This is a genomic window from Acidiferrobacter sp. SPIII_3, assembly GCF_003184265.1.
GTDB lineage: Bacteria > Pseudomonadota > Gammaproteobacteria > Acidiferrobacterales > Acidiferrobacteraceae > Acidiferrobacter.
Genome location: NZ_CP027663.1, coordinates 454170 through 475796, shown reverse-complemented (window position 1 = coordinate 475796; position 21627 = coordinate 454170). Strand labels below are relative to the sequence as shown.

Genomic DNA, 21627 nt, shown 5'->3' with positions numbered 1-21627 from the left:
AGACCCCCGCTGTCAGACTACCTGTCGCCTCTTGTATGAAACCCTTGGGGGCAGAAAGAGAGTCGACAACCATGATGCGCTACGCCAAAGAACGGAAGGAGTCGGTGATCCGCAAGATGCTGGCCACCCCTGACCTGTCCATCCCAGAGCTCGCCCGGGAGACGGGCATCTCTTGCTGGACGCTGTATGATTGGCGCAAGACAATACGCCCAAAGGAGGCAGCGGATATGCCGGGAGGAAGGCCGCCCGTGAAACGCCAGGCCGCGCAGAAGCTTACCGTGGTGGTGGAGACCGCGGGCTTGAATGAAGCCGAGCTCGGCGAATATTGCCGCCGACACGGCCTCTACCCCGAGGAGGTCAAGGCATGGCGCACGGACGCCTGTCAGGCCCTGGAGGGTGGGTCCATATCCACCAAGGCGCACCGGGAAGCGCTTATGGCCGAGCAGAGGCAGCGCAAGGTCCTAGAGCGTGAGCTCGCCCGCAAGGACAAGGCGCTGGCGGAGACCGCCGCGCTGCTTGCCTTACGAAAAAAAGCCGCGGCGATCTGGGGGGACGAGGAGGACGCATGATCAGCACCCCAGATCGCCAAGCCGCCGTTATGCTGATTCACGAGGCCGTAGCCGCCGGGGCCCGCAAGCGGGTTGCCTGCAGAGAGCTTGGTATTACACTTCGGACCTTGGAGCGCTGGACGCAGACGGGGGTCGTGGGCTCCGACCGGCGGCCGCAGGCGCATCGGCCCGTACCCCCCAATCGCCTCTCGGAGGCCGAGCGGGCCGAAGCCCTGCGTGTGGTCAACGAACCGCGCTTTGCAAGCCTGCCGCCTACCCAGATCGTGCCACGGCTGGCCGACGAGGGGCGCTATATCGCCTCCGAATCCACGCTCTATCGCCTGCTGCGCGCCGCCAACCAGCTGGCGCACAGGGGCCGCGCGAAGACGCCCGATACCCGTCCCATCCCACGTCACCGCGCGCGGGGCGCCAATACGCTGTGGTGCTGGGACATCTCATACCTGCCCGGCCCCGTAAGCGGCCAATTCTTCTTTCTGTATCTCGTGCTCGACATCTACTCGCGCAAGATCGTCGCCCACGAGGTCCATGAGGAGGAGTCCGGGGATCACGCCGCCGCCCTGATCCGTCAGGCACTCGTGCGCGAGGGCGTGACGGACAGGCGGCCGCTCGTACTCCATCAGGATAACGGCAGTCCCATGAAGGCCTCCACCTTCGTCGCGACCCTCGATGCGCTCGGCGTGCGTCGTTCGTACAGCCGTCCGGGTGTGTCCGACGACAACGCCTATGCCGAAAGCCTGTTCCGCACCTGCAAATACCGCCCCGGCTATCCGGGCGCCTTCGGAAGCCTCGCAAAGGCGCGAGCCTGGATGCTCGCCTTCGTGCGTTGGTATAACCACCACCACAAGCATCGCAACCTGAAATTTGTGAGTCCCGCGGAGCGTCATACGGGCGCCGACCACGCCATCTTCGCCCATCGCACCCGGATCTACGAGGCCGCCCGCGCGCAACATCCCGAACGCTGGAGCCGTAGCATCCGGAACTGGTCCTTGCCTGCCGAAGTATGGCTCAATCGCCCGACCGAGGAGTGCCAAGACACCTCACAATGCGACGCGGCCTAAATGATCAGGCGACAGGTACCTTGACAGCCGCCGCAGAGGCGAGCCCCAAAAGCCAGCGGATCCGAATGCCCTTCGCCTCGTCAAGGACTTGGGGAGATGGATGACGGAGTCCTAGCATTGATGTTAGTGCCTATATAGTGTCTGACCGAAATTAAATAACAATATATATATCAATATGTTACAATACATTCCAGTGAGTGAAGTCGGTAATGCGAATTCACTAGGCTTTGGGTGTGGATTTTGTATCACGTTGATTATTAAGGGTACTTTTCTTAAACGAGCACGGGGAAAATGAGCCTTTCCTCCCCAAGCGGCCGATTTCTCGACACACTTCAATGCCAGGATAGACCCATGCGGAATGTCATAAACACACAAGCGAGTCTGGGAGAGTGGCCGATTGGAGACATCGTGCTGGATCTGAAATCGCGGGATGATATCCCGAAGCTGCTCGTGGGACTGCAGTACATCTATAAGACCCCGGGGCTCCGAGATGAGGTATTTGCGATACTGCAAGATATCATTCCCCGTCATGTCGACGGGAAAAAGGCGAGCCACACTCTGGGGCGACCGGGCATGGAACAGTGGAAGATCCTGGTATTGGGTGTCGTCCGTCTGGGACTCGATGCCGACTACGACCGACTCCAGGAACTGGCCAATCAGCACAACACGCTACGGCAGATGTTGGGGCACGCCGACTGGTACGATAAACACACCTACGAACTGCAGACACTGAAGGATAACCTGCGCCTCTTCACGCCGGAACTCCTCGGGCGGATCAACGACGCCGTGGTGCGCGCCGGCCATACCCTGGGTAAAAAAAGTCCAGAAGACGTCCTCAAAGCCCGCTGTGACTCTTTTGTTGTCGAAACGGACGTGCATTTTCCCACCGATATCAACCTGCTGTACGACGCGATTCGCAAAACCATCGGATGCTGCGCGCAGATCAGCAACACACATGCCCTGAAAGGGTGGCGTCAAAGCGCATTCAACCTGCGTCACTTCAAAAAGTCGTACCGCACCATACAGAAGCTCAAGCACTCCACGTCGAAAGACGAAAGTCTGCGCGCAGCGAAGCAACAAGAGATTCGCTGCGCCCACAAGAGCTACCTGGAAGAGGCCTTGGGTTATCTGCAGCGTGCCCATCAGACGCGGGTCGAGGTTCTCGCCATGCCGGGCGTATCCCTGTGTGACGTGGCGCAGATCGCATCACTGGACGGCTATAGGGCGCATGCCGAACGTCAGATCGACCCGATTCGGCGGCGGGTGCTGGCCGGCGAAAAGATTCCCCATAACGAGAAGGTCTTCTCGATCTTCGAGCCGCACACGGAATGGATCAGCAAAGGCAAAGCCGGCGTTCCGGTCGAGCTGGGCGTGCGGGTCTGCGTTCTCGAAGACCAGCATCGTTTCATTCTCCATCATCAGGTTATGGCAAAACAGACAGACGACCAGAGTGCCGTCAGCATGGTCGACTGCGCCCAAGCGCGCTTTCCGACGCTGCGGAGTGTCAGCTTTGATAAAGGCTTCCACAGTCCGGCGAATCGTCAGGCGTTGGAAGCGCGATTGGACCTGGTGGCCTTGCCCAAAAAAGGCCGGCACTCGGTCGCCGATCGCGAGCGCGAAACGGCCCCGGCATTTGTCCGGGCCCGGCACCAGCATTCCGCGGTCGAATCGGCCATCAACGGCTTAGAGCATTGTGGGCTGGATAGGTGCCCGGATCACGGCATGGCGGGATTCCAGCGCTACGTGGCGTTAGCGGTACTGGCGCGCAATATCCATCGCCTAGGGGTCGTGGTTCGCGAGCGAAGCGCCCGCAAGAAAACGCCAATACCGGAACCGCAACGCAGAGCAGCCTGACGCCATAGGCAAGAGCTAAAGCGAAGATACGGGGTACGCTCGCTCTCTGATCAGGGGAATGACATGATTCCATTATCCCCATTCCGTTTCTGTGGAAGAATGGGAGGCCGTCAGCGCTATTCGGTAACGATCAGGCTTCTCTCATCGGCGAGGGGTCACCCGTTTTTAAAAAAAACGGGTATTTTCGGTCAGACACTATATATCATCAAGGGCAAACATATGCATCACACCGCTGTCAGCCGGACCCGACCGACCCGGTTCAGCTTGACACGCTGCTTGGCTTGCCAGAGATCATACCGGGACTGTAGCGCAAGCCAGCTCTCCGGCGTGCGCCCGAGTGCCTTGGAAAGACGCAGGGCCATATCCGGGCTTATGGCGCTCTGGCCCTTCAGGATGCGATACAGGGTCGAGGCCGAGACGTCGAGCTTAACCGCCAGTTCCCGGGCGCTAAGCCCGTTGGGCTCCAGATAAACCACACTGAGAAATTCTCCCGGATGGGGAGGGTTGTGCATAGCCATCAGTGATAGTCCTCATAATCTACGACGTAGGCGTGACCCTCTTCAAAGGCAAACGTCAGGCGCCAGTTTCCGTTGACCCATACCGACCAGCGACCCCGCTCGGCGCCCTGCAGAGGATGCAGCCGGAATCCGGGGACATCCATATCCTGATATAGCGTGTCATTGCGCTAAGGACAAAACTCATTATCACGAACTGTGCGAGCGTTTTCGTCTCTTAACGTCAGGAGACAAAACAACAGGGGAAAAAGGTCTACGTACTCGGATCGTCCATACAGGAGAATTTCTACCTGACATTTGTAAAACATCAGATGAGAGGAAGAGATTATTTAAAGAGCTTCAATGGTACTGCAGTAAGATCCTCGGAGACATGATAGAAAAAAACACTATTCATGGGAACAGTACGTTCACGATCGCGATACTAGAAAGTGTCAGCTGGGCGTCAAGGATTGTGATCCAACGTAATATCGCGTTACACGCCACGACTATTGTCTGAGAACGGGTACTATTCGAAGCGATGGGCCGCGCGATCACCGGATCGCGCGGCGTCAAACGTAGAGTCAAGAAGGCTTCACATGGGTCACCCAGTTGTCCCGAATATCCGGTCCTTCTCCTGTTTGGGTGGCAACACGTTCGTGGATGGCAGATCCTCGGATCGGCACGGCGCGTGCCAAAATGGCCTGGGCATTGGGTATCAACCCAGCCTTCTGAAGGCCTAGGAGAAATGCAGACGTGGAGAGCACCAGGACCTGATCTGGCAGACGAACCAGGAAGGAGGTTTTGCGAATATCGCTGTCCTCGAACAGCAGGAGGGCACTCGTATGTCCTTGCGCCAGTTCGCGGGACAAAATCTCCGCAGCCGCCTGTTCCCCGCGATTGCGGATACGGGCAGAGGGATCCATCCGGCTCAACAACACGAATTCCTCGAAGGTCTCCGTGCTGTCGACACGCACCTCTTTGCCCGTATGCCGACGAATCCAATCGAGCAGTGCTTTGGCCCCGGGCTTATCGACATGGCGCGTCACCTCGAATCGCACCATGTCAGGAATGATGACGGGTAACTGTGGTAGAAGCAGGGTATCCAGGGATTCTGCAACCGCCAGAGTCACCAGCGGTCCCGCATCCGTCACGATCAGGGAGAGATTCATCGCCGCGTGGCCGCACTAGAGACCCGAGCCGATAAGTCCCGCATCCGTCACGATCAGGGAGAGATTCATCGCCGCACCCTTGTGAGGAGAGCCTGGAACCGTTGTTGTTGGTCCGCGTTCAGGGGGTTGACCTGGGGTGGCGTGAGCCCCTGGTCCGCCAAGGCCTCGAGGATATCCCCATACCAAGGATCACCCAGAGCGTCCCGCAGATCGGACCACGCCAAGCGACCCTGCGCATAGGCGGTCAACAACGCCGTTCTCCGCTCCAGTGGTATAGCAGAAGTGGGTGCCATAATGGCCGCAATCGATAAAGCGGGTTTGCCATTTTTGGTGACGATCACGGTCCCCGTGGACAAGGCCTCAGTGAGGATATCGCCAAACCGATTCTTGGCTTCTGTTGCCGACACGATTTTCATAAAAGCTATTTTAGCCAAAGTGGCTTTCTATGGCAAATAAGGTGCCCCCATGCGTGGTCGAGGATCGCATACCACGCCCTACTCCCCCGTATCCGGTTCGGGCTCGTCTGTCATTAATCTGCGTGCAGACCCAGTCGCCGCGCCCCACATCCGCCAATACTAACGCTGGCCTCTTCTTTGTACCGGACAAGTCCGAGAACGGGAACGGAATCAGGACGACCGCGCCTACTGCCCCACATCCGCCAATACTAACGCTGGCCTCTTCTTTGTACCGGACAAGTCCGAGAACGGGAACGGAATCAGGACGACCGCGCCTACTGCAGGTGCGCCCATGCCTCGTCCTCCTCCGGGCGCAGCCAATCGTCCGCCAGGGCCTTTTCCGCTGCCATGAGCGTTTCGTCCCAACCGGCCGGCGGCTCATCCAGGACCGTCACCAGGGCACGGTGGGGGCCTATGACATGGAGCGGCTCCATGAGAGGAATTTGGCCGTTCTCGTCGATAACTGCTTCCGCTATCTGTGTCATCGGGGACCACTCCTTGCGCGCGACGAACCTTGGCCTCATTGGAGCTGTAGCACGGCCGCCTTGTCGTTAGCCGGGAACCGCGCCGATTTCACCGGCCGAGGAGGCGCGCTTGCGCAAACACCGATTCGGCGGTGAAGCTTTGAAGTTCACCGCGCTCATAGGCGTCGAGGCGCGCGACCTTCTCGAGTTCGGATGCCAACATTATCCCCTCCTCACGCGGACGCGCGATCTCATTCTAGCAGACGGCACCCCGGCCCGCCGATGGCCAGCGTCACAGCCCCCTGTACTTCTCCCAGACGGCGCCCTCCCCAACCAGGGTGGGCGCCTTGCCTCACGGCACCCCGGCCCGCCGATGGCCAGCGTCACAGCCCCCTGTACTTCTCCCAGACGGCGCCCTCCCCAACCAGGGTGGGCGCCTTGCCTCGACGATGGCGTGGCGGTGTCCGGCCCGTCGTCCGCTCATGCCCCCGAAGAGGTTCGGGGGCATGAGATATGTTTCGCGTGTCAACTTCGCGTGTCGCCTGAAACCGCGTCGGTAGCGCCGCAAGCCACGCCTCGACGTCGGACGGGCGCCGGTACAGTTGCCGAGCCCCGGCAGGTGTACAGCGAGCGGAAAGCGCTGGGCGAACTCTGCCCACCTTGCTGACGGAGCGGCGGTGTTGGCCCCCTGTTTGAGCCAGCCATCCTGCTGTCCCGGCGTATCAAGACCGAAACTACGTCCCGAGCCGCTGCGCTTGCTCACCGCAGCCAAACTCAGTCGCCTGTTTGCCCTGCATGTTCCAGCTCGTAGCGCCGCAATGCCAGCAATCCCCAAAGTGGGTCGACGGGTAGCCATACACCACCGGCGCTCTCCAGTTCCACGTTGTGGGACGCGGCGAGATGCGCGGTGGCCCCGCAAAAGTCCGGCACATTGTCATATACGCGCTCCCGCGCCAAGTCGCCCGTCAATCGCAGCCTACCGGGAAGCGGAGCGTCCTCGCCACAATCCCTTCTATGCTCGAGATTCCTGTCCAATAAACCTGTAATTCCCGCCATCGCGAATTCCTCCGTTGCGCCGCATGTGCAGCTTGTTGCAAAGCCTCGGGGGTTATTTAACAAGCATACCCGTGACGTGCGGCAATACCGTGTAAGCGGGCTGCTATAGTCGGCCCTGGGGGCAACATCATCCCTTCGTCCCGCTTATTTGTGGTTGCCGACCACAGCGCACGCATCGGAAGGCCATTTGAGTTTTTCTGCGATGTTCTTTGTGCGCAGATGGGCGTAGCGCTTCAACATCTGCAGGGTTTCATGGCCAGTGATAGCTGCGACCTCCATCGTGTCGAGGCCCATTTCAAAAAACCGGCTGGTCGCCTCGTGCCGCAAATCATGGAAACGCAAACCCGGAACGCCGGCGCGTTCTCGTGCACGCGTCCACGCAAGCCGGACGGCGTTTCGCGTCAAAGGGAACATGCGGTCTGGGGGAGACGCGCTCTCGGGTCGTAGGCTCGCCAGCATGCCCTGGTTGCGTGGACTTAAGGGGACCGTGCGCGCCTTCGCGGTTTTCGTCGATTTACCGGAAAGGGTCACATATTTCCCGTCGGCGCTGATATCTCCCCATGTGAGTGACAGAAGTTCACCCTGACGCATGGCGGTGTCGATGGTGAGGCAGACGAACGGCGTAAGCCAGGGAACGCGTGCCTTGCCGCACGTCTCCAACAACAAGGCTTCTTCGCCGGGTTCCAAGCGCCGCTCCCGCACGGACGCGGCCCGCGGGCGCCGCGCCTCCTTGAGCGGATTGTCCACGGCCACGCCCCAGTCGCGGCGCGCCACCTCGAACACGTGCTGAAACAGGCACCGCTCCCGAAGCGCCGTCCCTTCCGCAACCGACTGACGTCGCCTGTTGAGCCAGGCGCTGATGTCGCTCGGCAGAATTTTACCGATAGGTTTATCGACGAGGTCCGCCTCGGCCCGCAGGTTTCGCATCATGTAGCGCTCGCGCTCGGCCGACCTTTTGCTGGGGGTCACGTCGTGTTCGTAGGGGTCCACAGAAGAGCGTGGACATGAGCCTAGCAAATGGCGTAACCGCACTCCACCGCGCCCGTCCGCGGCCCTCAGTGGAGTCTAAGTGGAGTCTGGCGGGTGTTCGCCCGAGGTATGTATCTCTAAGTGCTTGTTTTATATGGTGGCTATGGGTGGACTCGAACCACCGACCTCAGCATTATGAGTGCCGCGCTCTAACCAGCTGAGCTACATAGCCATGTCTTGAAGGTGGGGCATTTTGGGGGCAGGCTCAAACGATGTCAAGAAACGGGCCACCCGCGGAACGCCTGCCCAACGCCGCTTTCCGCTAGCGGCTCACATTGAACCGGAAATGCACGACGTCCCCGTCCTGCATCGCATAATCGCGGCCCTCAAGCCTCAGTTTCCCGGCCTCGCGCGCCCCGTGCTCGCCACGCAGCCGCACGTAGTCGTCATAACCTATCACCTCGGCGCGGATAAAGCCGTGCTCGAAGTCGGTATGGATGACGCCGGCGGCCTGCGGCGCGAGACTCCCCCGGCGGATGGTCCACGCGCGGACCTCCTGGGGCCCAGCAGTGAAGAAGGTCTCGAGACCCAAGAGCGCGAAGGCGGCTCGTACGAGACGGTCAAGGCCCGGCTCGTCCAGGCCGATCTCGGCCAGGAATGCCGGACGCTCGTCGTCGGCGAGTGACACGAGTTCGGCCTCGAAGGCCGCGCAGATCGCGAGCGCCTGGGCACCCTCGTCACGCGCACGGGAGGCGACCCGCTCCCACAACAGGTTCCCCGTAAAGCCGCCCTCCTTCACATTCCCAACGTACAGCACGGGCTTGGCGGTCAGGAGCGAGAAGCCGCGGATCACCAGACGCTCGTCGTCGGTCAGGGGCAGCGTGCGCACCATGCCGCCCTCGTTCAGGTGGCTGCGGATACGCATGAGCAGTTCGCGGCGCTTGAGGTCCTCCTTGTTGCCAGCGCGCGCGCTCTTGCCTTCGCGCGCCAGCGCACGGTCGACGCTTTCAAGGTCGGCCAGCGCGAGTTCGGTGTGGATCACGTCGATATCGGCCAGCGGGTCGACGCGGCCGGCCACGTGGACCACGTTCTCGTCCTCGAAGCAGCGCACGACCTCGATGATGGCATCGGTCTCGCGGATATGCGAAAGGAACTTGTTGCCGAGCCCCTCGCCCTGCGCAGCGCCCGCCACGAGCCCGGCGATGTCCACGAACTCCATCACCGCGGGTACGATGCGTTCCGGCTTTGCGATCTCGGCCAGGGCCTTGAGCCGGGAGTCAGGGATCGCCACCACGCCCACGTTCGGCTCTATGGTGCAAAAGGGGTAGTTTTCCGCGGGAATGGCCGCCGCTGTCAGCGCATTGAACAACGTCGATTTGCCGACATTGGGGAGGCCCACGATGCCGCACTTAAGCCCCATGGGCCGTCTCCCCGCTCGTCGTATGCAAAAGATTCATCGCCCGCTGCGTATCCCCCTGCGCGATCAGGGGCAAGACATCGAGCCCGCGCGCAAGACTGGTCCCTATGGCCTCGAATTCCGCCTGGGATGGGCGCCCGAGCACATAGGGGATGAGGTCGCGCCGCGGGGGCGGGCGACCGATACCGATGCGCAGCCGCCAGAAATCCGCGCCGATACGGGCGATGATGTCCGTCAACCCGTTATGGCCGCCCGCGCCGCCGCCCTTTTTCAGGCGCGCGATCCCAGGCGCAAGATCGAGTTCGTCGTGCGCGACTAGCACCTGCGCTGGTGTCAGACGGTAATATCGACACAGGGCGCCGACTGTCGTCCCACTCTCATTCATGAAGGTCGAGGGCTTGATAAGCCACAGCTCCACCCCGTCCACCCGCGCCCGGCAGGTGGACGCCGACAGCTTGGCCTCGTGTCGCCACGAGGCCCCCGCGTCCCGCGCCACCCGATCCACGAACCAGAACCCGGCGTTATGCCGGGTGTCATCGTACTCCGGTCCCGGATTCCCGAGCCCCACCAGGGCTGCCAGGGGCTCCCCCAAACTACTTCCCTTCCGCCTTGGGGGCCTGGGCCTCCGGGGCCGGGGTCGCCGCCTCGGCGGCCGGGGCCGTCTCCGCCTCGACCGTCTCACGCACCACGGTGATGGTGACGATCGCCGGGTCGTTGCCGTGCGCGAGGTCCGTCAGGGTCACACCCTCGGGTACCGTGAGGTTGCTCAGATGGATGGACTCGCCGACCCGTAGGTTGCCGACATCGACCGTCAAAAACTCGGGCAGCTGGCTTGGCAGGCAGGACACGTCCACCTCGGTCATGAGGTGCGCGATGAGGCCGCCCTGGAGCTTCACCCCGGGGGCGGTCTCCTGATTGATGAAATGCAGCGGCACTGGCAGATGCAGGCGCTCGCTGGCGCTCACCCGCTGCAGATCCACATGCGCCACGCGCGGCTTGTAGGGATGCATGTGCAGATCCCGCAAGACCGCCTGGTCGATGACCTCGCCGTCGACCTTGATCGACAGGATCGATGTATAAAATGCCTCATGGCGGGTCTGATGCCACAACGGATCATGCTCGAAGGACAGCATGACCGGATCCTTGCCCGCCCCGTAGAGGATCCCCGGCACCTTGCCGGCGCGGCGCAGGCGGCGGCTCGCACCCGTACCCTTTGCGCTGCGCATCTCGGCGTTCAACTCAAATTTTCCACTCATGACCACTTCCTCGATAAGGGGGCCCCGCGACCAAGGCCCGCCGACGTCCCGCGGCCGGACCGATTAGTCCATAAAGAGCGAGCTCACGGAGTCTTCGTCCGCGATACGCCTTATGGTCTCCGCGAGCAGCTCAGCTACGCTCAGCTGCCGGATCTTCACGCAGGAACGGGCCTGCGCACCCAACGGTATGGTATCCGTCACCACGAGCTCATCGAGCACCGACCCCTCGATGCGATTTACGGCGCGCCCGGATAAGACCGCGTGGGTACAATAGGCCACGACCCGCACCGCGCCATTGGCCTTCAGGGCAGTGGCTGCCTCGCACAGGGTGTTGGCGGTGTCCACGAGATCGTCCATCAGAACGCAGCTCCGTCCCTCCACCTCGCCTATGATATGCATGACCTTGGCCTCGTTGGGCTTGGGTCTGCGCTTGTCGATGATCGCAAGCCCGGCATCGAGGTGCTTGGCGAGCGCCCGGGCGCGCACCACACCCCCGACGTCGGGCGACACCACGAGCAGGTTGTCGTAGCTGTGGCGCCAGATATCGCCCAGCAGCACCGGACCGGCGTAGATATTGTCGGTCGGAATGCTGAAGAAACCCTGAATCTGATCGGCATGCAGATCCATGGTCAGCACGCGATCCGCGCCGGCACCGCTCACCATATCCGCCACCAGTTTTGCGGCGATCGCCACACGCGCCGTGCGCGGCCTGCGGTCCTGGCGGGCATAACCATAGTATGGGATCACCGCCGTGATGCGGCGTGCCGACGACCTCTTGACCGCATCGATCAGGATCAAGAGTTCCATGAGGTTGTCGTTGCTCGGCGCGCACGTGGGCTGAAGGATGAAGACATCCTTGCCACGGACGTTCTCCATGATCTCCACCTGGATCTCGCCATCACTGAAACGCCCGACATGCGCCTTGCCGATCGGGATACCCAGATGCCGGACCAAGGATTCGGCCAACGCCGGGTTCGCGTTGCCCGTGAAGACCGCCATATTGTCTGTTGACACGGGTTCCTCGCGGATCTTCTGAAAACTGTTCCGTACCGATAAAAATGGCTGGGGTGCCAGGATTCGAACCTGGGAATGCCGGAATCAAAATCCGGTGCCTTACCGCTTGGCGACACCCCAATGCGTCATCGCGCGTAGCAGTGCATGCACGGGATGGGTATTGCGCCCGCGCGCCACACACGCGCGCCAGCGCGACGGACAGGCCACCACCACATCTTGCCCGTAATGCGGATCCGGCACCTCTATGAAGAGCGATGCGCCCGACCCGCTCATCCGCACGCGCCCGTAGGCCTCCAGCCAGCGCCACGCCTCGTCGACCGCCTCATAGCGGGCGCGCACGACCGCCACGAGGTCATTATCTCCCTGCCCGGCACGGAAGTCGCGTATTGTGATGGGCCGCCGAAAGCCTGTCAAATGAAGCCCGGCGAAGACCGGTCCGGTCAAGACCGAGGCGTCGGGCACGATCACCACATACCACGGCTCGGGCAGATCGACGGCGGTCAAGCGCTCGCCCACCCCTTCCGCCCAGGCCGACACGCCGCGCACGAACACCGGCACGTCGGCGCCCAGGGAGAGCCCGAGCTCGGCGAGACGATCCAGGGACCAATCGAGCCCCCACAAGGCGTTCAGGGCCAGCAGGGTGGTGGCGGCGTCCGAACTTCCCCCGCCCAACCCCCCACCGATCGGGAGGCGTTTGGTCATATGGATATGGACCCCGAGGCGGCTCCCCGAGGCCTCCTGCAGGCGGCGGGCGGCGCGCACGGTGAGGTCTCGATCAGCGTCGATGCCGGCCACATCATGGGCGCGGGTGATCACGCCATCGTCTTGGACCGTGAACCGCAGATCGTCCTGCCAATCGATGAACTGAAAGATGGTCTGAAGTTCGTGATAGCCGTCGGGCCGGCGACCCACCACATGCAGGAACAGGTTGATCTTGGCCGGTGCCGGCCAAACCGCCGGCCATTCGTTGCTCATGTCACATCCCACCTGTTGATCCGGATCGTCACCACGACCGGACCCGGGCCCTTGGTGACGGCATGTGTCAGCGTCAGGAGGCGCGGCAGCCGGCCCCTGGGCGTGTGGTGGTAGCGGCGATAGCGGATCGTCCAACCGTCCTGGCGCAGGGACGCCAAAAGTCCGGCGCGATCGAGCCGGCGACGGGCCACGGGTCCGGGCCCCGGAATCCCGCGTATCCAAAACCGCAGACCCGCCACCGGCAAGCGCCAGCCGGTCAAGCGCCACAAGAGGCGCGAGGCGCTCGCGCCCTCAAAATGGCCGCGGCTGGTGCGCAGGCGCGCGCCCGTGGCGTCGGCACGCAAACGAAAAATGAGGCGCCCGAAGGGCCCGTAGCCGGTCATCTGATAGGCCGCCGGCCCCACGATCCAACGCAACGCCAGCGACCCACCGTGGTGGCCGGCACGCACCGCGCCCTGGGCGGACACGCGAAAGCGCCGGATCGCCATCATGCGCATGCGGTGCGCGTGCCACACCCGCCGGGGATGACGGGCCGTAATCGGGGGCGTGACCGCGCAGCCGGCCAGCAGAATGGCGAGGAGGCCCGCGACGAATCGCCGCATCAGAGCGCCCGGTGCTTGGCGAGTTCGGCCTTGAGGGCGCTATTGCCCGGCGCCTTCGTGAGCGCCCCGCGCCACAGACGCAAGGCGCGCGCGTGTTGCCCGGAGCCCCAGAGCGCGGCGCCCAAGTGCGCGGCGATCGTGGGATCGTGCGACAGATCGAAGGCCTTCTGAAGATAGCCCACGGCGGTCTTCGGATGCCCTTCGCGATAATAACCCCAACCGACACTATCCAGGATATCGGGATTTCCGGGGGCGAGGGCCAGCGCCCGCCGGGCGAGGGCCAGGCCGCGCCGCTCGTGTTGGCCGTTGTCGATATAGGTATAGCCGAGGGCATTGAGGGCCGTCGCGCTCTGCGGGTGGGCGGCCACCAGCCGCTTCAGATCCTGCTCGGCCTGCGCCACCGCACCGAGCTTCTCCTCATCCAGGGCACGGGCGTAGAGCAGGACATCGGGATCGGGGGCGTGATCCATGGCGGCGTTCACGATCGCAAGCCCCTGGGCGTATTGCCCCAGGGCCATCAAGACCTCATTGCGCGCCAGCGCCAGCGCCACGGCCTGGGCCGGGGTACGCGCGGTTATGCGCGCCAGGCGGGCCCAGGCAAGATGCGGGGCGGACTGTGCAAGCAGCATGAGGCCATCACGCATCATGGCCGTGAAGCGGTAGGGCTTGCCGACGCGCGCGTAGTAATAATGCGCGCGCGCATAACGCTTCTGGGTCTCGGCGATCTCACCCAGATACAGATTGGCATGCGCATCGTTCGGGGCCAGGACCAGGCTGCGCTTGAGATAGGATCTCGCGAGCGCAAACTCGTGGGAGCGTAAGGCAATCAGGCCTGCGGCATACAGGACCCGCGGGTCGTTGGGGGCGGCGGCCGCGATCATCTGAAACTGCGTCAATGCCCGATGCCAATACTGGAGTGAGACGAGACGCCGGGCATAGTCGAGACGCAACCGTGTCGCCGACGGATTGCGTTGTAAAAACCGCGCGGAAAACGCCAAGGCCCGGCGCGGGGTGATGGTCCACAGGATGCGCGCCTTCAAGACCGCGGCACCTTCCCAATGGGGCTTTAAGGCCAGCGCCGCATTCACGGCGCGCAGCGCCGCCGTGCGCTCATGGCTGTGACGCGCAAGCTCGGCCAGGGCGTATTCGCCGATCGGGTCTTTCGGGTAGAGCCGGGTCAAGGCCCGCATGACCGTCACGGTCAGCACGGCGCGCCTGTGGCGCAGGAGCAGCGTCGCTATGTGCTCGAAGGTAAAGGCGCGACCCTCCGGCCCCTCCTGGACCGCGGCCTGGGTCAGGGCCTGCGCAAACTCCCGCTCGGCGGCGGCGATCCGGGTCAGACCGAGATCGGCATCCGCCAGGGCGGCGCGCGCGCTCACGCTCTGCGGGGCCTGGGCGAGCCACAACTTGGTCAACTGCCGGGCCTGGGCATAGCGGCGGGCGTAGAGCGAGAGCAGCGCCGAGTGCCGGGTCAAGCCCGGATCACCCGTCTCTTGCGCGGCGCGCCCGAAGGCCTTCGCGGCCTGTCCCAGGTGCCCTTGTTGGCCGGCGATGTCGCCGAGCAGGACATGATAAAGGAGCCGACCCGGGGGATGCACGCTCGCGGTCGCGGACGGACGGGGCCGCGGGGCGGACACGGATCGCGGGGCGGTCGTTGCGCAGCCCGCCAAAACACCGAGCGCCAAGACCGGGAGCGCCGCCCGCCACAGACCCTGCCTCATAACGCTCCCATTCACTGATAGGATAGGGACCCGTCGCGGCCGTGAGCGTCTATGCTCTCCGAAAGCCCGCGGGAGACCTTGTGCCATGAACTTGATTCTACTCCCCCTGATCGCCATCCCGGTCCTGGCCTTGGCCTACCGCTTCCTGGGCCGGCTCGCGCTCGCGCTTGGGGAAGGCCCGGGCCATTATAGTACAGAGCCGACCGCCGCGGCAGGCCCGGGGGTCGTCGCCGGGCTCCATGACCTGGGCCTCCTCGGAACCCCGCTGCTCCTGGCGGGCGCGGCCTTTGGTCTGCGCTTTGGTTGGGGCCCGGCGCTGCTCGCGATCCTCCTGTCCGGCACCACCGTGGGTGCCGCCTGCGCGCTCGCCCAGAGCCGGCTTCAGGCACCGAGCGCATGGCGTACCGCCAACAGCATCGCGCGCGTGCTCACAAGTGCCATTCTCGCGCTCGTCTGGGCGGGCCTTGCCGCGCATGGCAGCCGCGCGCTTTTGACCTTTGTCGTCTTGTATCTCGCCGCCGACCGCCTGATTCCGCTGCTACTCGCCCGGCGCGCCGACCTCGCCGGCGGCCTGCTGCTGGTCGCGGCCATCGGCGTGCTGTTTTCGGCGATTGGTCTCTCCGCGCCGCTTGCGCTCCACGGCACGGTGCGTATCGTCATCGGACCCTATCAGCGCCTGACCCCGGTCGCACCGCTCTTCTTTTACGGCCTGCTATTGGTCATGCTGATCCAGAAAAAGCGCGCACAGCGCCTGGCGTCGCGCCCCGCCTATGGGGCGGTCGGGGCCTTGCTGCTCGTCGCGGTGACGGTATGCCTGTTCGTGGCCGCCCTTGTAAGTCATCCGCCGCTTGTCATCCCGCGACTCCGTCAGGGACACCTGACCATGGCGCTCCCGCTTTTGGCCTGCGCGCTACCCTTCGCCGCGGCCCTGGCGCCATTCGGGGACAACCCCATGAGCCGCCGGCCGTTGTCGGCTATCTACCTCACCCTGCTTGTGGAGGCCGCGTGCGCAGTGGCCTTCCTCGTGGCCACGGTAAGCGCCCTCCCGGACATAGGGGCATGGACACACTTCTTCGATCACGGCCCTGACGTCGTGACACTCCTCGGCGCCGGCGTCGCGGGTAGCCGCCGACTCATGGCCGCCATTGGTCTCGGCCCGTGGGTGAGCGAGACTTTAAGGGCGAGCCTGCTCTTGCTCACCGCCGCCGCCCTCGAAAGCCAGCAGGAGGCCCTCGGCCGGGAGCGCTGGCCGCTTCCCCGCCTCCAGCCCTTGATGGCCACCGCCGCGCTCGGTGCGGCGTTGTGGGCGATCCGCGGCCTCGGTCCCGATAGTGAGTTGTTCCTCGCATCCCTGCTCGCCGCCGGGGCGGCGTTTGCCCTGATCCTGGCGCGCCGCGCCTTTCCGGGGTTTATGGTATCCTTGGGATATGTCTTGTTGGCGTTGGCCGACATCGCGGTGATCGTCATCGGATGGACAGGCGCGGCCTCCCATCCGATACGGGCCGTCCTGGCAGTCGCCGTTATAACATTCGAGGCCGTCGCCGCGGCCCGGATTTGGGGATCTCCGTCTCGGTCCAAAGACCATGCACCTCGTAACACTGGGCATCAACCATAAAACCGCACCGGTCGCACTCCGCGAGCAGGCGGCCTTTGATCCGCAGACCCTGCCCGATGCCCTGCGCGCCGTGACCGAGGCCGGGGCCGGCGAGGCCACGATCCTGTCGACCTGCAACCGCACGGAACTCTACTGCGGCCTGGACAGCGCCTCCGACGAATCGCTGATCGACTGGTTTTGTCACTACCACAGGCTCACCCCGCGCACGGTCCGTCCGTATCTCTATGTTCATGATGGCCGGCTCGCGGTCGCGCACGCCTTTCGCGTGGCCTCCGGCCTCGACTCCCTGGTCCTCGGGGAACCGCAGATACTGGGGCAGATGAAGACCGCGTTCGCCGCGGCCCACAAGGCCGGGACTACCGGCAAGCTCTTGAATCGCCTGTTCCAGCACACCTTCTCGGTCGCAAAGCAGGTGCGCACCGACACCGCCATCGGCGCCAATGCGGTGTCGGTGGCGTACGCGGCCGTGAGTCTCGCCCGGCGCATCTTCGACAATCTGTCTCATCAGACGGTGCTCTTGATCGGCGCCGGCGAAATGATAGAGCTGGCCGCCCGCCACCTGAAGGAGCAAGGGATCCGGCGCATGATCGTGGCCAATCGGACCGTCGAACGCGCAAGCAGCCTCGGGGGCATCTACGGGGCCGAGGCGGTGTCGCTTCTCGAGCTCTCGGACTATCTGGCGAGCGCCGATATCGTGATCTCCTGCACCGCGAGTCTTCTGCCACTGCTTGGGAAGGGCGCGGTGGAAAGCGCACTGAAGGCGCGCAAGCACCGGCCGATGTTTCTCGTCGATCTCGCCGTGCCACGCGACATAGAGCCGGAGGTCGGCGAGCTGCCTGACGTCTATCTGTACACCATAGACGACCTGAAAGGCGTCATAGAGGAGAACATGGAATCGCGTCAGGCCGCCGCTCGTCAGGCGGAGACCATCATTGAAGGCGAGGTGATCGAGTTCATGCGCTGGGTGCGCTCACTGGATTCGGTGCCCACGGTACGCGCGCTACGGGCCGCCACCGAGGCCTTGCGGGACGCCGAGCTCGAACGCGCCCGGCGGGCGCTGGAGCGCGGCGAGCCCGCCGAGCAGGTGCTGCTGCGCTTCGCCCATGCCCTCACCAACAAATTCATGCACGCCCCGAGCACGACCTTGCGGGATGCCAGGACCGGCAGCGATCTCGATCTGGTCGGCGCAACCCGCGCCCTGTTCCAGCTCGACGACAAGGCGTCCTGATGCAGGCCTCGCTGACCACCAAGCTCGAACGCCTGGCATCGCGGCTCGAGGAGACCACAGCCGAGCTCTCGGACCCGCTCGTGACCCAGGACCAGGAACGCTTCCGGCGGCTGTCGCGCGAACACGCCGAACTCACCCCGGTGGTGGAGCGTTTCGCGGCCTGGCGCCGGGCCGAGGAGCAGATGGCCGCCGCCCAATCCCTGCTGCAAGATACCGACCCCGACGTGCGCGCCATGGCGGGCGAGGAGATCGTATCGCTCACCCGCTTGCGCGAGTCCTGCGAGGCGGACCTCAAGCGTCTCATGTTGCCGCGTGATCCCAATGACGAACGCAACATCTTCCTTGAGGTGCGCGCCGGCACCGGCGGCGATGAGGCGGCGCTGTTCGCGGGTGACCTCTATCGCATGTACGCGGGTTATGCGGCGCGCCAGGGCTGGCAGATGGAGATCGTCCACGCAAGCGACGGCGAACATGGGGGCTACAAGGAGATCATTGCGCGATTGGCGGGCCCCTCGGTCTATTCACGACTCAAGTTTGAATCGGGGGGACACAGGGTCCAGCGCGTGCCGCTCACCGAGGCGCAGGGACGCATCCACACCTCGGCGTGCACGGTGGCGGTGATGGCCGAGGTGGAAGAGCGCGAGATCACGATCAACCCGGTGGACCTCAAGATCGACACCTTTCGCGCCTCGGGGGCCGGTGGCCAACATGTCAACAAGACCGATTCCGCGATTCGCGTCACGCACCTCCCCACGGGGCTTGTCGTCGAATGCCAGGACGAGCGGTCGCAACATAAGAACCGCTCGCGGGCGCTGTCGATCCTGGCCTCGCGACTGCGTGAACAGGAGTTACGCGCCAAACAGGAGCAGGAGGCGGCCACGCGCCGCCGGCTCGTGGGCAGCGGCGACCGCTCCGAGCGCATACGCACCTATAACTTTCCCCAGGGGCGGGTGACCGATCATCGCATCAATCTCACCCTCTACCGCCTGGAGCGCGTCCTCGAAGGCGACCTGGACGAACTGATCGACGCCTTGATCGCCGAGGACCAGACCGAACAGCTCGCCGCGCTCGCCCTCGAATGACGACCGTGCGCGCCTTCCTGACGGAGGTCACACGTCCGAACCCCGGGTGGCCCGCCGGGCGGCCGCCGCGCTGCCCCGCGCAGGAGGTATGGGCGCTCGGCTGCCATGTCCTGCGGCGCCCGCTGGCGCGGCTGCTGGCGGCAGGTAGGGCCGAGGGGCTGGACCCCGAGGACGAGGCGCGCTGGCGTGCGCTCATCGCGCGCCGCGCGCTCGGCGAGCCGCTTGCCTACCTCGTCGGGCACGCCGAATTCTGGTCGCTTGCGCTTACCGTCACACCAGATGTGCTGGTGCCGCGACCCGAGACCGAGATCCTGGTGGAGCGGGCACTGGACACGCCGGTCGTCGAGGGGGCTTGTTATCTCGATGTCGGGACCGGGTCGGGGGCGGTGGCGCTCGCCCTCAAAAAGGAGCGGCCGCGGGCGCTGGTCGCGGCCTGCGATCACAGCCCCGCGGCGCTTGCCGTGGCGCGCGCCAACGCCACGGCCTTGGGGCTCGACGTGGCCTTCTGGAACGGCTCCTGGACCGACGCGATCGCCGCGCGCTCTTGCGATCTCGTGGTGAGCAACCCCCCCTACATCGAGAGCACCGACCCCTGTCTCGACGGCGACGGGTTGCGATACGAGCCGCGCGGCGCCCTTGATGGCGGGATCGACGGCCTGCGCGCCATCGCCGCATTGATCCCCGCGGCGGTACGCGTCCTGCGCCCGGGCGGTCGTCTGCTCATCGAGCATGGCGCCCGGCAGGATGGCCCGGTGCGGTCACTCTTTGAACGCGCGGGCCTCACCGACGTCGTCACCCACCCCGACTATGCGGGTCACCCGCGCGCAACCGGGGGGATTTGGCGTGGATGACGCCGCACTCCTGCGCCATAGCGCCCATATCTTCCTGCCGGAAATGGGTGTCGAGGGGGTCTTGCGTCTCACCCGCGCGCGCGTGCTGATCGTGGGCCTGGGGGGTCTCGGCTCGGTCGTGGCCTTGTATCTGGCGCGCGCCGGGGTCGGCGAACTCGTGCTGGCCGATCCCGACACCGTGGCCCTCTCCAACCTCCCGCGCCAGATCCTGTACGCCGACCGTCATGTCGGTCAGCTGAAGACCGATGCCGCGCGCGAGGCCCTCGCGGCCCTGGGGGCGAACGGCCTGCGCCTCGTCCCGGAGCGCCTGCTCGGCGCGCGCCTGACGGAGGAGGTGGCGCGCGTCGACCTGGTGTGCGATGCCTCCGACAATTTCACCACGCGCTTTGCCATCAATGAGGCCTGCGCGCAGGCCGCCATCCCCCTGGTGTCGGCGGCGGTGATCCGCATGACGGGCCAATTGCTCGTGGTGCATCCGGGCGACACCGCCGCCGGCTGCTATCGCTGCCTGTACCCCGAGGGCGGAGAGGATACCGAGAGCTGTTCCGAGCGCGGGGTCCTGGGGCCTGTGGCCGGGGCGCTCGCCACCTTGCAGGCCGCCGAGGCCATGAAAATACTGGCCGGTATCCCCACGCCCCTATCCCACGATCTGTGGGTATTCGATGGCGCAACGCTGGAGAGCCGTCGCGTCCGGCGTCACCGGGACCCCGACTGCCCGGTGTGCAAAACCCGGTCCTGAGGACCGCCGGCGGCGTTCTTCCAAGGCCCGGCCCCGCGTCACCCTCGCCGCCGACAGCCCATTGTGGGTCCATGCGCACCCGCCAGGCGGGCGGCCACGCCCTCCGACCTAGTAACGATGAAAGGCGGCGCGCACGCGCCCCACAATAGCGCGCTTAACACAGGAGGCAAGCGCATGGATCAGCAAGGCCGATCGCCGCCGCAGCACGAGGACGCCATGCCCGACCATCAGGGCGTCATGCGACCGCAACCGGACTCCGAGGGAGGGTACCGGGCGTGCGGCAAACTGACCGGGCGTACCGCCGTGATCACGGGCGGCGACTCGGGGATCGGGCGCGCGGTGGCCCTCGCCTTTGCCAAGGAGGGGGCGGACTGCGTGCTTTTATACCGAGACGAGCACGAGGACGCGCTGGACACGAAAAGGCGCGTGGAGGCCATCGGTCGTCGCTGTCTGATACTGTCCGGGGACATCGGCGCCGAGGCGTTCTGCCGCGAGGCGATCGAGCGCGCGGTGGAGGCATTCGGGGCCGTCGACATCGTCGTCAATAATGCCGGCGAACAACACCCCGTGGAGGGTTTCTCCGAGATCACCGCCGCGCAGCTCGAACGGACGTTCCGGACCAATCTCTTCGGATACTTCCATCTGACACGCGCGGCGCTGCCCTATCTGAAACCCGGGAGCGCGATCATCAATACGACCTGGGTGACGGCCTACAAGGGCAATCCGCATCTCATCGATTACGCGGCCACGAAAGGCGCCATCGTGGCCTTCACGCACTCGCTCTCGCAGGCGCCCGTCGAGCGCGGGATCCGTGTGTCAGCGGGGTGGCCCCGGGACCGATCTGGACGCCGCTTATCACCTCGACTACGAGCGCCGAGGGCGTATCCCATTTTGGCCAGGAGGTGCCCATGAAGCGCCCCGGGTAGCCAGCTGAGGTGGCGCCCTCGTATGTCTTCCTCGCCTCTCAGGATGCGTCCTATATGACCGGGCAGGTCCTGCATCCCAACGGGGGCATGGTCATCAACGGTTAGGAGGGTTT

The 21627-nt window shown here is 64.5% G+C and carries 19 protein-coding genes, 2 tRNA genes and 2 pseudogenes; 8 read left to right on the top strand and 15 right to left on the bottom strand.

Going from position 1 to position 21627, the window contains the following annotated elements; all coding sequences use genetic code 11:
* Nucleotides 1-71: 71 nt before the first annotated feature.
* A protein-coding gene (locus C4901_RS02490; protein ID WP_240611762.1) for an IS3 family transposase occupies nt 72-1627 on the top strand; the annotation gives its coding sequence in 2 pieces (ribosomal slippage) (nt 72-534 and nt 534-1627; 1557 coding nt in all).
* 351 nt (nt 1628-1978) lie between these two features.
* Nucleotides 1979-3481 carry an ISNCY family transposase gene (locus C4901_RS02485; protein WP_110135989.1) on the top strand — a complete coding sequence of 501 codons (1503 nt, stop codon included), beginning with the start codon at nt 1979-1981 and terminating at the stop codon, nt 3479-3481.
* 224 nt (nt 3482-3705) lie between these two features.
* Here C4901_RS02485 and C4901_RS02480 read toward each other — a convergent pair whose 3' ends face one another.
* The 15 genes and pseudogenes from C4901_RS02480 to C4901_RS02400 form a co-directional block, all read right to left on the bottom strand.
* On the bottom strand, nt 3706-3999 hold the full coding sequence (locus tag C4901_RS02480) for a HigA family addiction module antitoxin (RefSeq protein ID WP_110135988.1): 294 nt from the start codon (nt 3997-3999) through the stop codon (nt 3706-3708).
* Nucleotides 3999-4148, bottom strand: a pseudogene (locus C4901_RS02475) (type II toxin-antitoxin system RelE/ParE family toxin); the annotation flags it as partial. The gene C4901_RS02480 and the pseudogene C4901_RS02475, both read right to left, overlap by 1 nt.
* A 408-nt stretch (nt 4149-4556) precedes the next feature.
* Entirely contained in the window at nt 4557-5144 is a 588-nt protein-coding gene (locus C4901_RS02470) for a hypothetical protein (RefSeq protein ID WP_110135986.1), read from the bottom strand.
* Nucleotides 5145-5209: 65 nt separating this feature from the next.
* Nucleotides 5210-5560, bottom strand: a complete 351-nt coding sequence (locus C4901_RS02465) for a type II toxin-antitoxin system Phd/YefM family antitoxin (RefSeq protein ID WP_145960598.1) — start codon at nt 5558-5560, stop codon at nt 5210-5212.
* A gap of 314 nt (nt 5561-5874) precedes the next feature.
* Nucleotides 5875-6084 carry a hypothetical protein gene (locus C4901_RS02455; protein WP_110135984.1) on the bottom strand — a complete coding sequence of 70 codons (210 nt, stop codon included), beginning with the start codon at nt 6082-6084 and terminating at the stop codon, nt 5875-5877.
* A gap of 1179 nt (nt 6085-7263) precedes the next feature.
* Entirely contained in the window at nt 7264-8109 is an 846-nt protein-coding gene (locus C4901_RS02445; protein WP_110135982.1) for a site-specific integrase, read from the bottom strand.
* Nucleotides 8110-8243: 134 nt separating this feature from the next.
* Nucleotides 8244-8320, bottom strand: a tRNA-Met gene (locus C4901_RS02440).
* 90 nt (nt 8321-8410) lie between these two features.
* Entirely contained in the window at nt 8411-9508 is a 1098-nt protein-coding gene (gene ychF / locus C4901_RS02435; protein WP_110135981.1) for a redox-regulated ATPase YchF, read from the bottom strand.
* A complete protein-coding gene (gene pth / locus C4901_RS02430) occupies nt 9498-10097 on the bottom strand; it encodes an aminoacyl-tRNA hydrolase (protein ID WP_110135980.1) in 600 nt (199 codons plus the stop codon). Before pth ends, ychF begins: the two co-directional genes overlap by 11 nt.
* Before the next feature lies 1 nt (nt 10098).
* Nucleotides 10099-10761 carry a 50S ribosomal protein L25/general stress protein Ctc gene (locus C4901_RS02425; RefSeq protein WP_110135979.1) on the bottom strand — a complete coding sequence of 221 codons (663 nt, stop codon included), beginning with the start codon at nt 10759-10761 and terminating at the stop codon, nt 10099-10101.
* Between the two features lie 63 nt (nt 10762-10824).
* Nucleotides 10825-11760 carry a ribose-phosphate pyrophosphokinase gene (locus C4901_RS02420; RefSeq protein ID WP_205736279.1) on the bottom strand — a complete coding sequence of 312 codons (936 nt, stop codon included), beginning with the start codon at nt 11758-11760 and terminating at the stop codon, nt 10825-10827.
* 60 nt (nt 11761-11820) lie between these two features.
* A tRNA-Gln gene (locus C4901_RS02415) sits at nt 11821-11895 on the bottom strand.
* The gene (gene ispE / locus C4901_RS02410) at nt 11875-12750 is read right to left on the bottom strand and encodes a 4-(cytidine 5'-diphospho)-2-C-methyl-D-erythritol kinase (protein WP_110135977.1); all 876 of its coding nucleotides are present in this window, start codon (nt 12748-12750) and stop codon (nt 11875-11877) included. The genes C4901_RS02415 and ispE overlap by 21 nt, the downstream gene beginning before the upstream one ends.
* Nucleotides 12747-13352, bottom strand: a complete 606-nt coding sequence (lolB, locus tag C4901_RS02405) for a lipoprotein insertase outer membrane protein LolB (RefSeq protein WP_110135976.1) — start codon at nt 13350-13352, stop codon at nt 12747-12749. The genes ispE and lolB overlap by 4 nt, the downstream gene beginning before the upstream one ends.
* Entirely contained in the window at nt 13352-15073 is a 1722-nt protein-coding gene (locus C4901_RS02400) for a tetratricopeptide repeat protein (protein ID WP_168185502.1), read from the bottom strand. Before C4901_RS02400 ends, lolB begins: the two co-directional genes overlap by 1 nt.
* 85 nt (nt 15074-15158) lie before the next feature.
* On the opposite strand from C4901_RS02400, the gene C4901_RS02395 reads away from it, so the two are divergent.
* The 6 genes and pseudogenes from C4901_RS02395 (at nt 15159) to C4901_RS02370 (ending at nt 21619) form a co-directional block, all read left to right on the top strand.
* A complete protein-coding gene (locus C4901_RS02395; RefSeq protein ID WP_145960597.1) occupies nt 15159-16688 on the top strand; it encodes a hypothetical protein in 1530 nt (509 codons plus the stop codon).
* Nucleotides 16657-17916, top strand: a complete 1260-nt coding sequence (gene hemA, locus C4901_RS02390; RefSeq protein WP_110135973.1) for a glutamyl-tRNA reductase — start codon at nt 16657-16659, stop codon at nt 17914-17916. The genes C4901_RS02395 and hemA overlap by 32 nt, the downstream gene beginning before the upstream one ends.
* Entirely contained in the window at nt 17916-18998 is a 1083-nt protein-coding gene (prfA, locus tag C4901_RS02385; protein ID WP_110135972.1) for a peptide chain release factor 1, read from the top strand. The genes hemA and prfA overlap by 1 nt, the downstream gene beginning before the upstream one ends.
* Nucleotides 18995-19849, top strand: a complete 855-nt coding sequence (gene prmC, locus C4901_RS02380) for a peptide chain release factor N(5)-glutamine methyltransferase (RefSeq protein ID WP_110135971.1) — start codon at nt 18995-18997, stop codon at nt 19847-19849. The genes prfA and prmC overlap by 4 nt, the downstream gene beginning before the upstream one ends.
* Nucleotides 19842-20588 carry a HesA/MoeB/ThiF family protein gene (locus C4901_RS02375; protein WP_240611812.1) on the top strand — a complete coding sequence of 249 codons (747 nt, stop codon included), beginning with the start codon at nt 19842-19844 and terminating at the stop codon, nt 20586-20588. The genes prmC and C4901_RS02375 overlap by 8 nt, the downstream gene beginning before the upstream one ends.
* A gap of 174 nt (nt 20589-20762) precedes the next feature.
* Nucleotides 20763-21619 (top strand): annotated as a pseudogene (locus tag C4901_RS02370) (SDR family oxidoreductase).
* The last annotated feature ends 8 nt before the right edge of the window (nt 21620-21627 follow it).

What these genes read in the sequence shown, in the direction of transcription:
- ispE (WP_110135977.1), bottom strand. Translation starts at nt 12,750, where the DNA reads ATGAGCAACGAATGGCCGGCGGTTTGGCCGGCACCGGCCAAGATCAAC.
- C4901_RS02395 (WP_145960597.1), top strand. Translation starts at nt 15,159, where the DNA reads ATGAACTTGATTCTACTCCCCCTGATCGCCATCCCGGTCCTGGCCTTG.
- C4901_RS02480 (WP_110135988.1), bottom strand. Translation starts at nt 3,999, where the DNA reads ATGGCTATGCACAACCCTCCCCATCCGGGAGAATTTCTCAGTGTGGTT.
- C4901_RS02485 (WP_110135989.1), top strand. Translation starts at nt 1,979, where the DNA reads ATGCGGAATGTCATAAACACACAAGCGAGTCTGGGAGAGTGGCCGATT.
- C4901_RS02425 (WP_110135979.1), bottom strand. Translation starts at nt 10,761, where the DNA reads ATGAGTGGAAAATTTGAGTTGAACGCCGAGATGCGCAGCGCAAAGGGT.
- ychF (WP_110135981.1), bottom strand. Translation starts at nt 9,508, where the DNA reads ATGGGGCTTAAGTGCGGCATCGTGGGCCTCCCCAATGTCGGCAAATCG.
- lolB (WP_110135976.1), bottom strand. Translation starts at nt 13,352, where the DNA reads ATGCGGCGATTCGTCGCGGGCCTCCTCGCCATTCTGCTGGCCGGCTGC.
- C4901_RS02455 (WP_110135984.1), bottom strand. Translation starts at nt 6,084, where the DNA reads ATGACACAGATAGCGGAAGCAGTTATCGACGAGAACGGCCAAATTCCT.
- prfA (WP_110135972.1), top strand. Translation starts at nt 17,916, where the DNA reads ATGCAGGCCTCGCTGACCACCAAGCTCGAACGCCTGGCATCGCGGCTC.
- hemA (WP_110135973.1), top strand. Translation starts at nt 16,657, where the DNA reads ATGCACCTCGTAACACTGGGCATCAACCATAAAACCGCACCGGTCGCA.
- C4901_RS02420 (WP_205736279.1), bottom strand. Translation starts at nt 11,760, where the DNA reads ATGGCGGTCTTCACGGGCAACGCGAACCCGGCGTTGGCCGAATCCTTG.
- C4901_RS02400 (WP_168185502.1), bottom strand. Translation starts at nt 15,073, where the DNA reads ATGAGGCAGGGTCTGTGGCGGGCGGCGCTCCCGGTCTTGGCGCTCGGT.
- prmC (WP_110135971.1), top strand. Translation starts at nt 18,995, where the DNA reads ATGACGACCGTGCGCGCCTTCCTGACGGAGGTCACACGTCCGAACCCC.
- C4901_RS02465 (WP_145960598.1), bottom strand. Translation starts at nt 5,560, where the DNA reads ATGAAAATCGTGTCGGCAACAGAAGCCAAGAATCGGTTTGGCGATATC.
- C4901_RS02470 (WP_110135986.1), bottom strand. Translation starts at nt 5,144, where the DNA reads ATGAATCTCTCCCTGATCGTGACGGATGCGGGACCGCTGGTGACTCTG.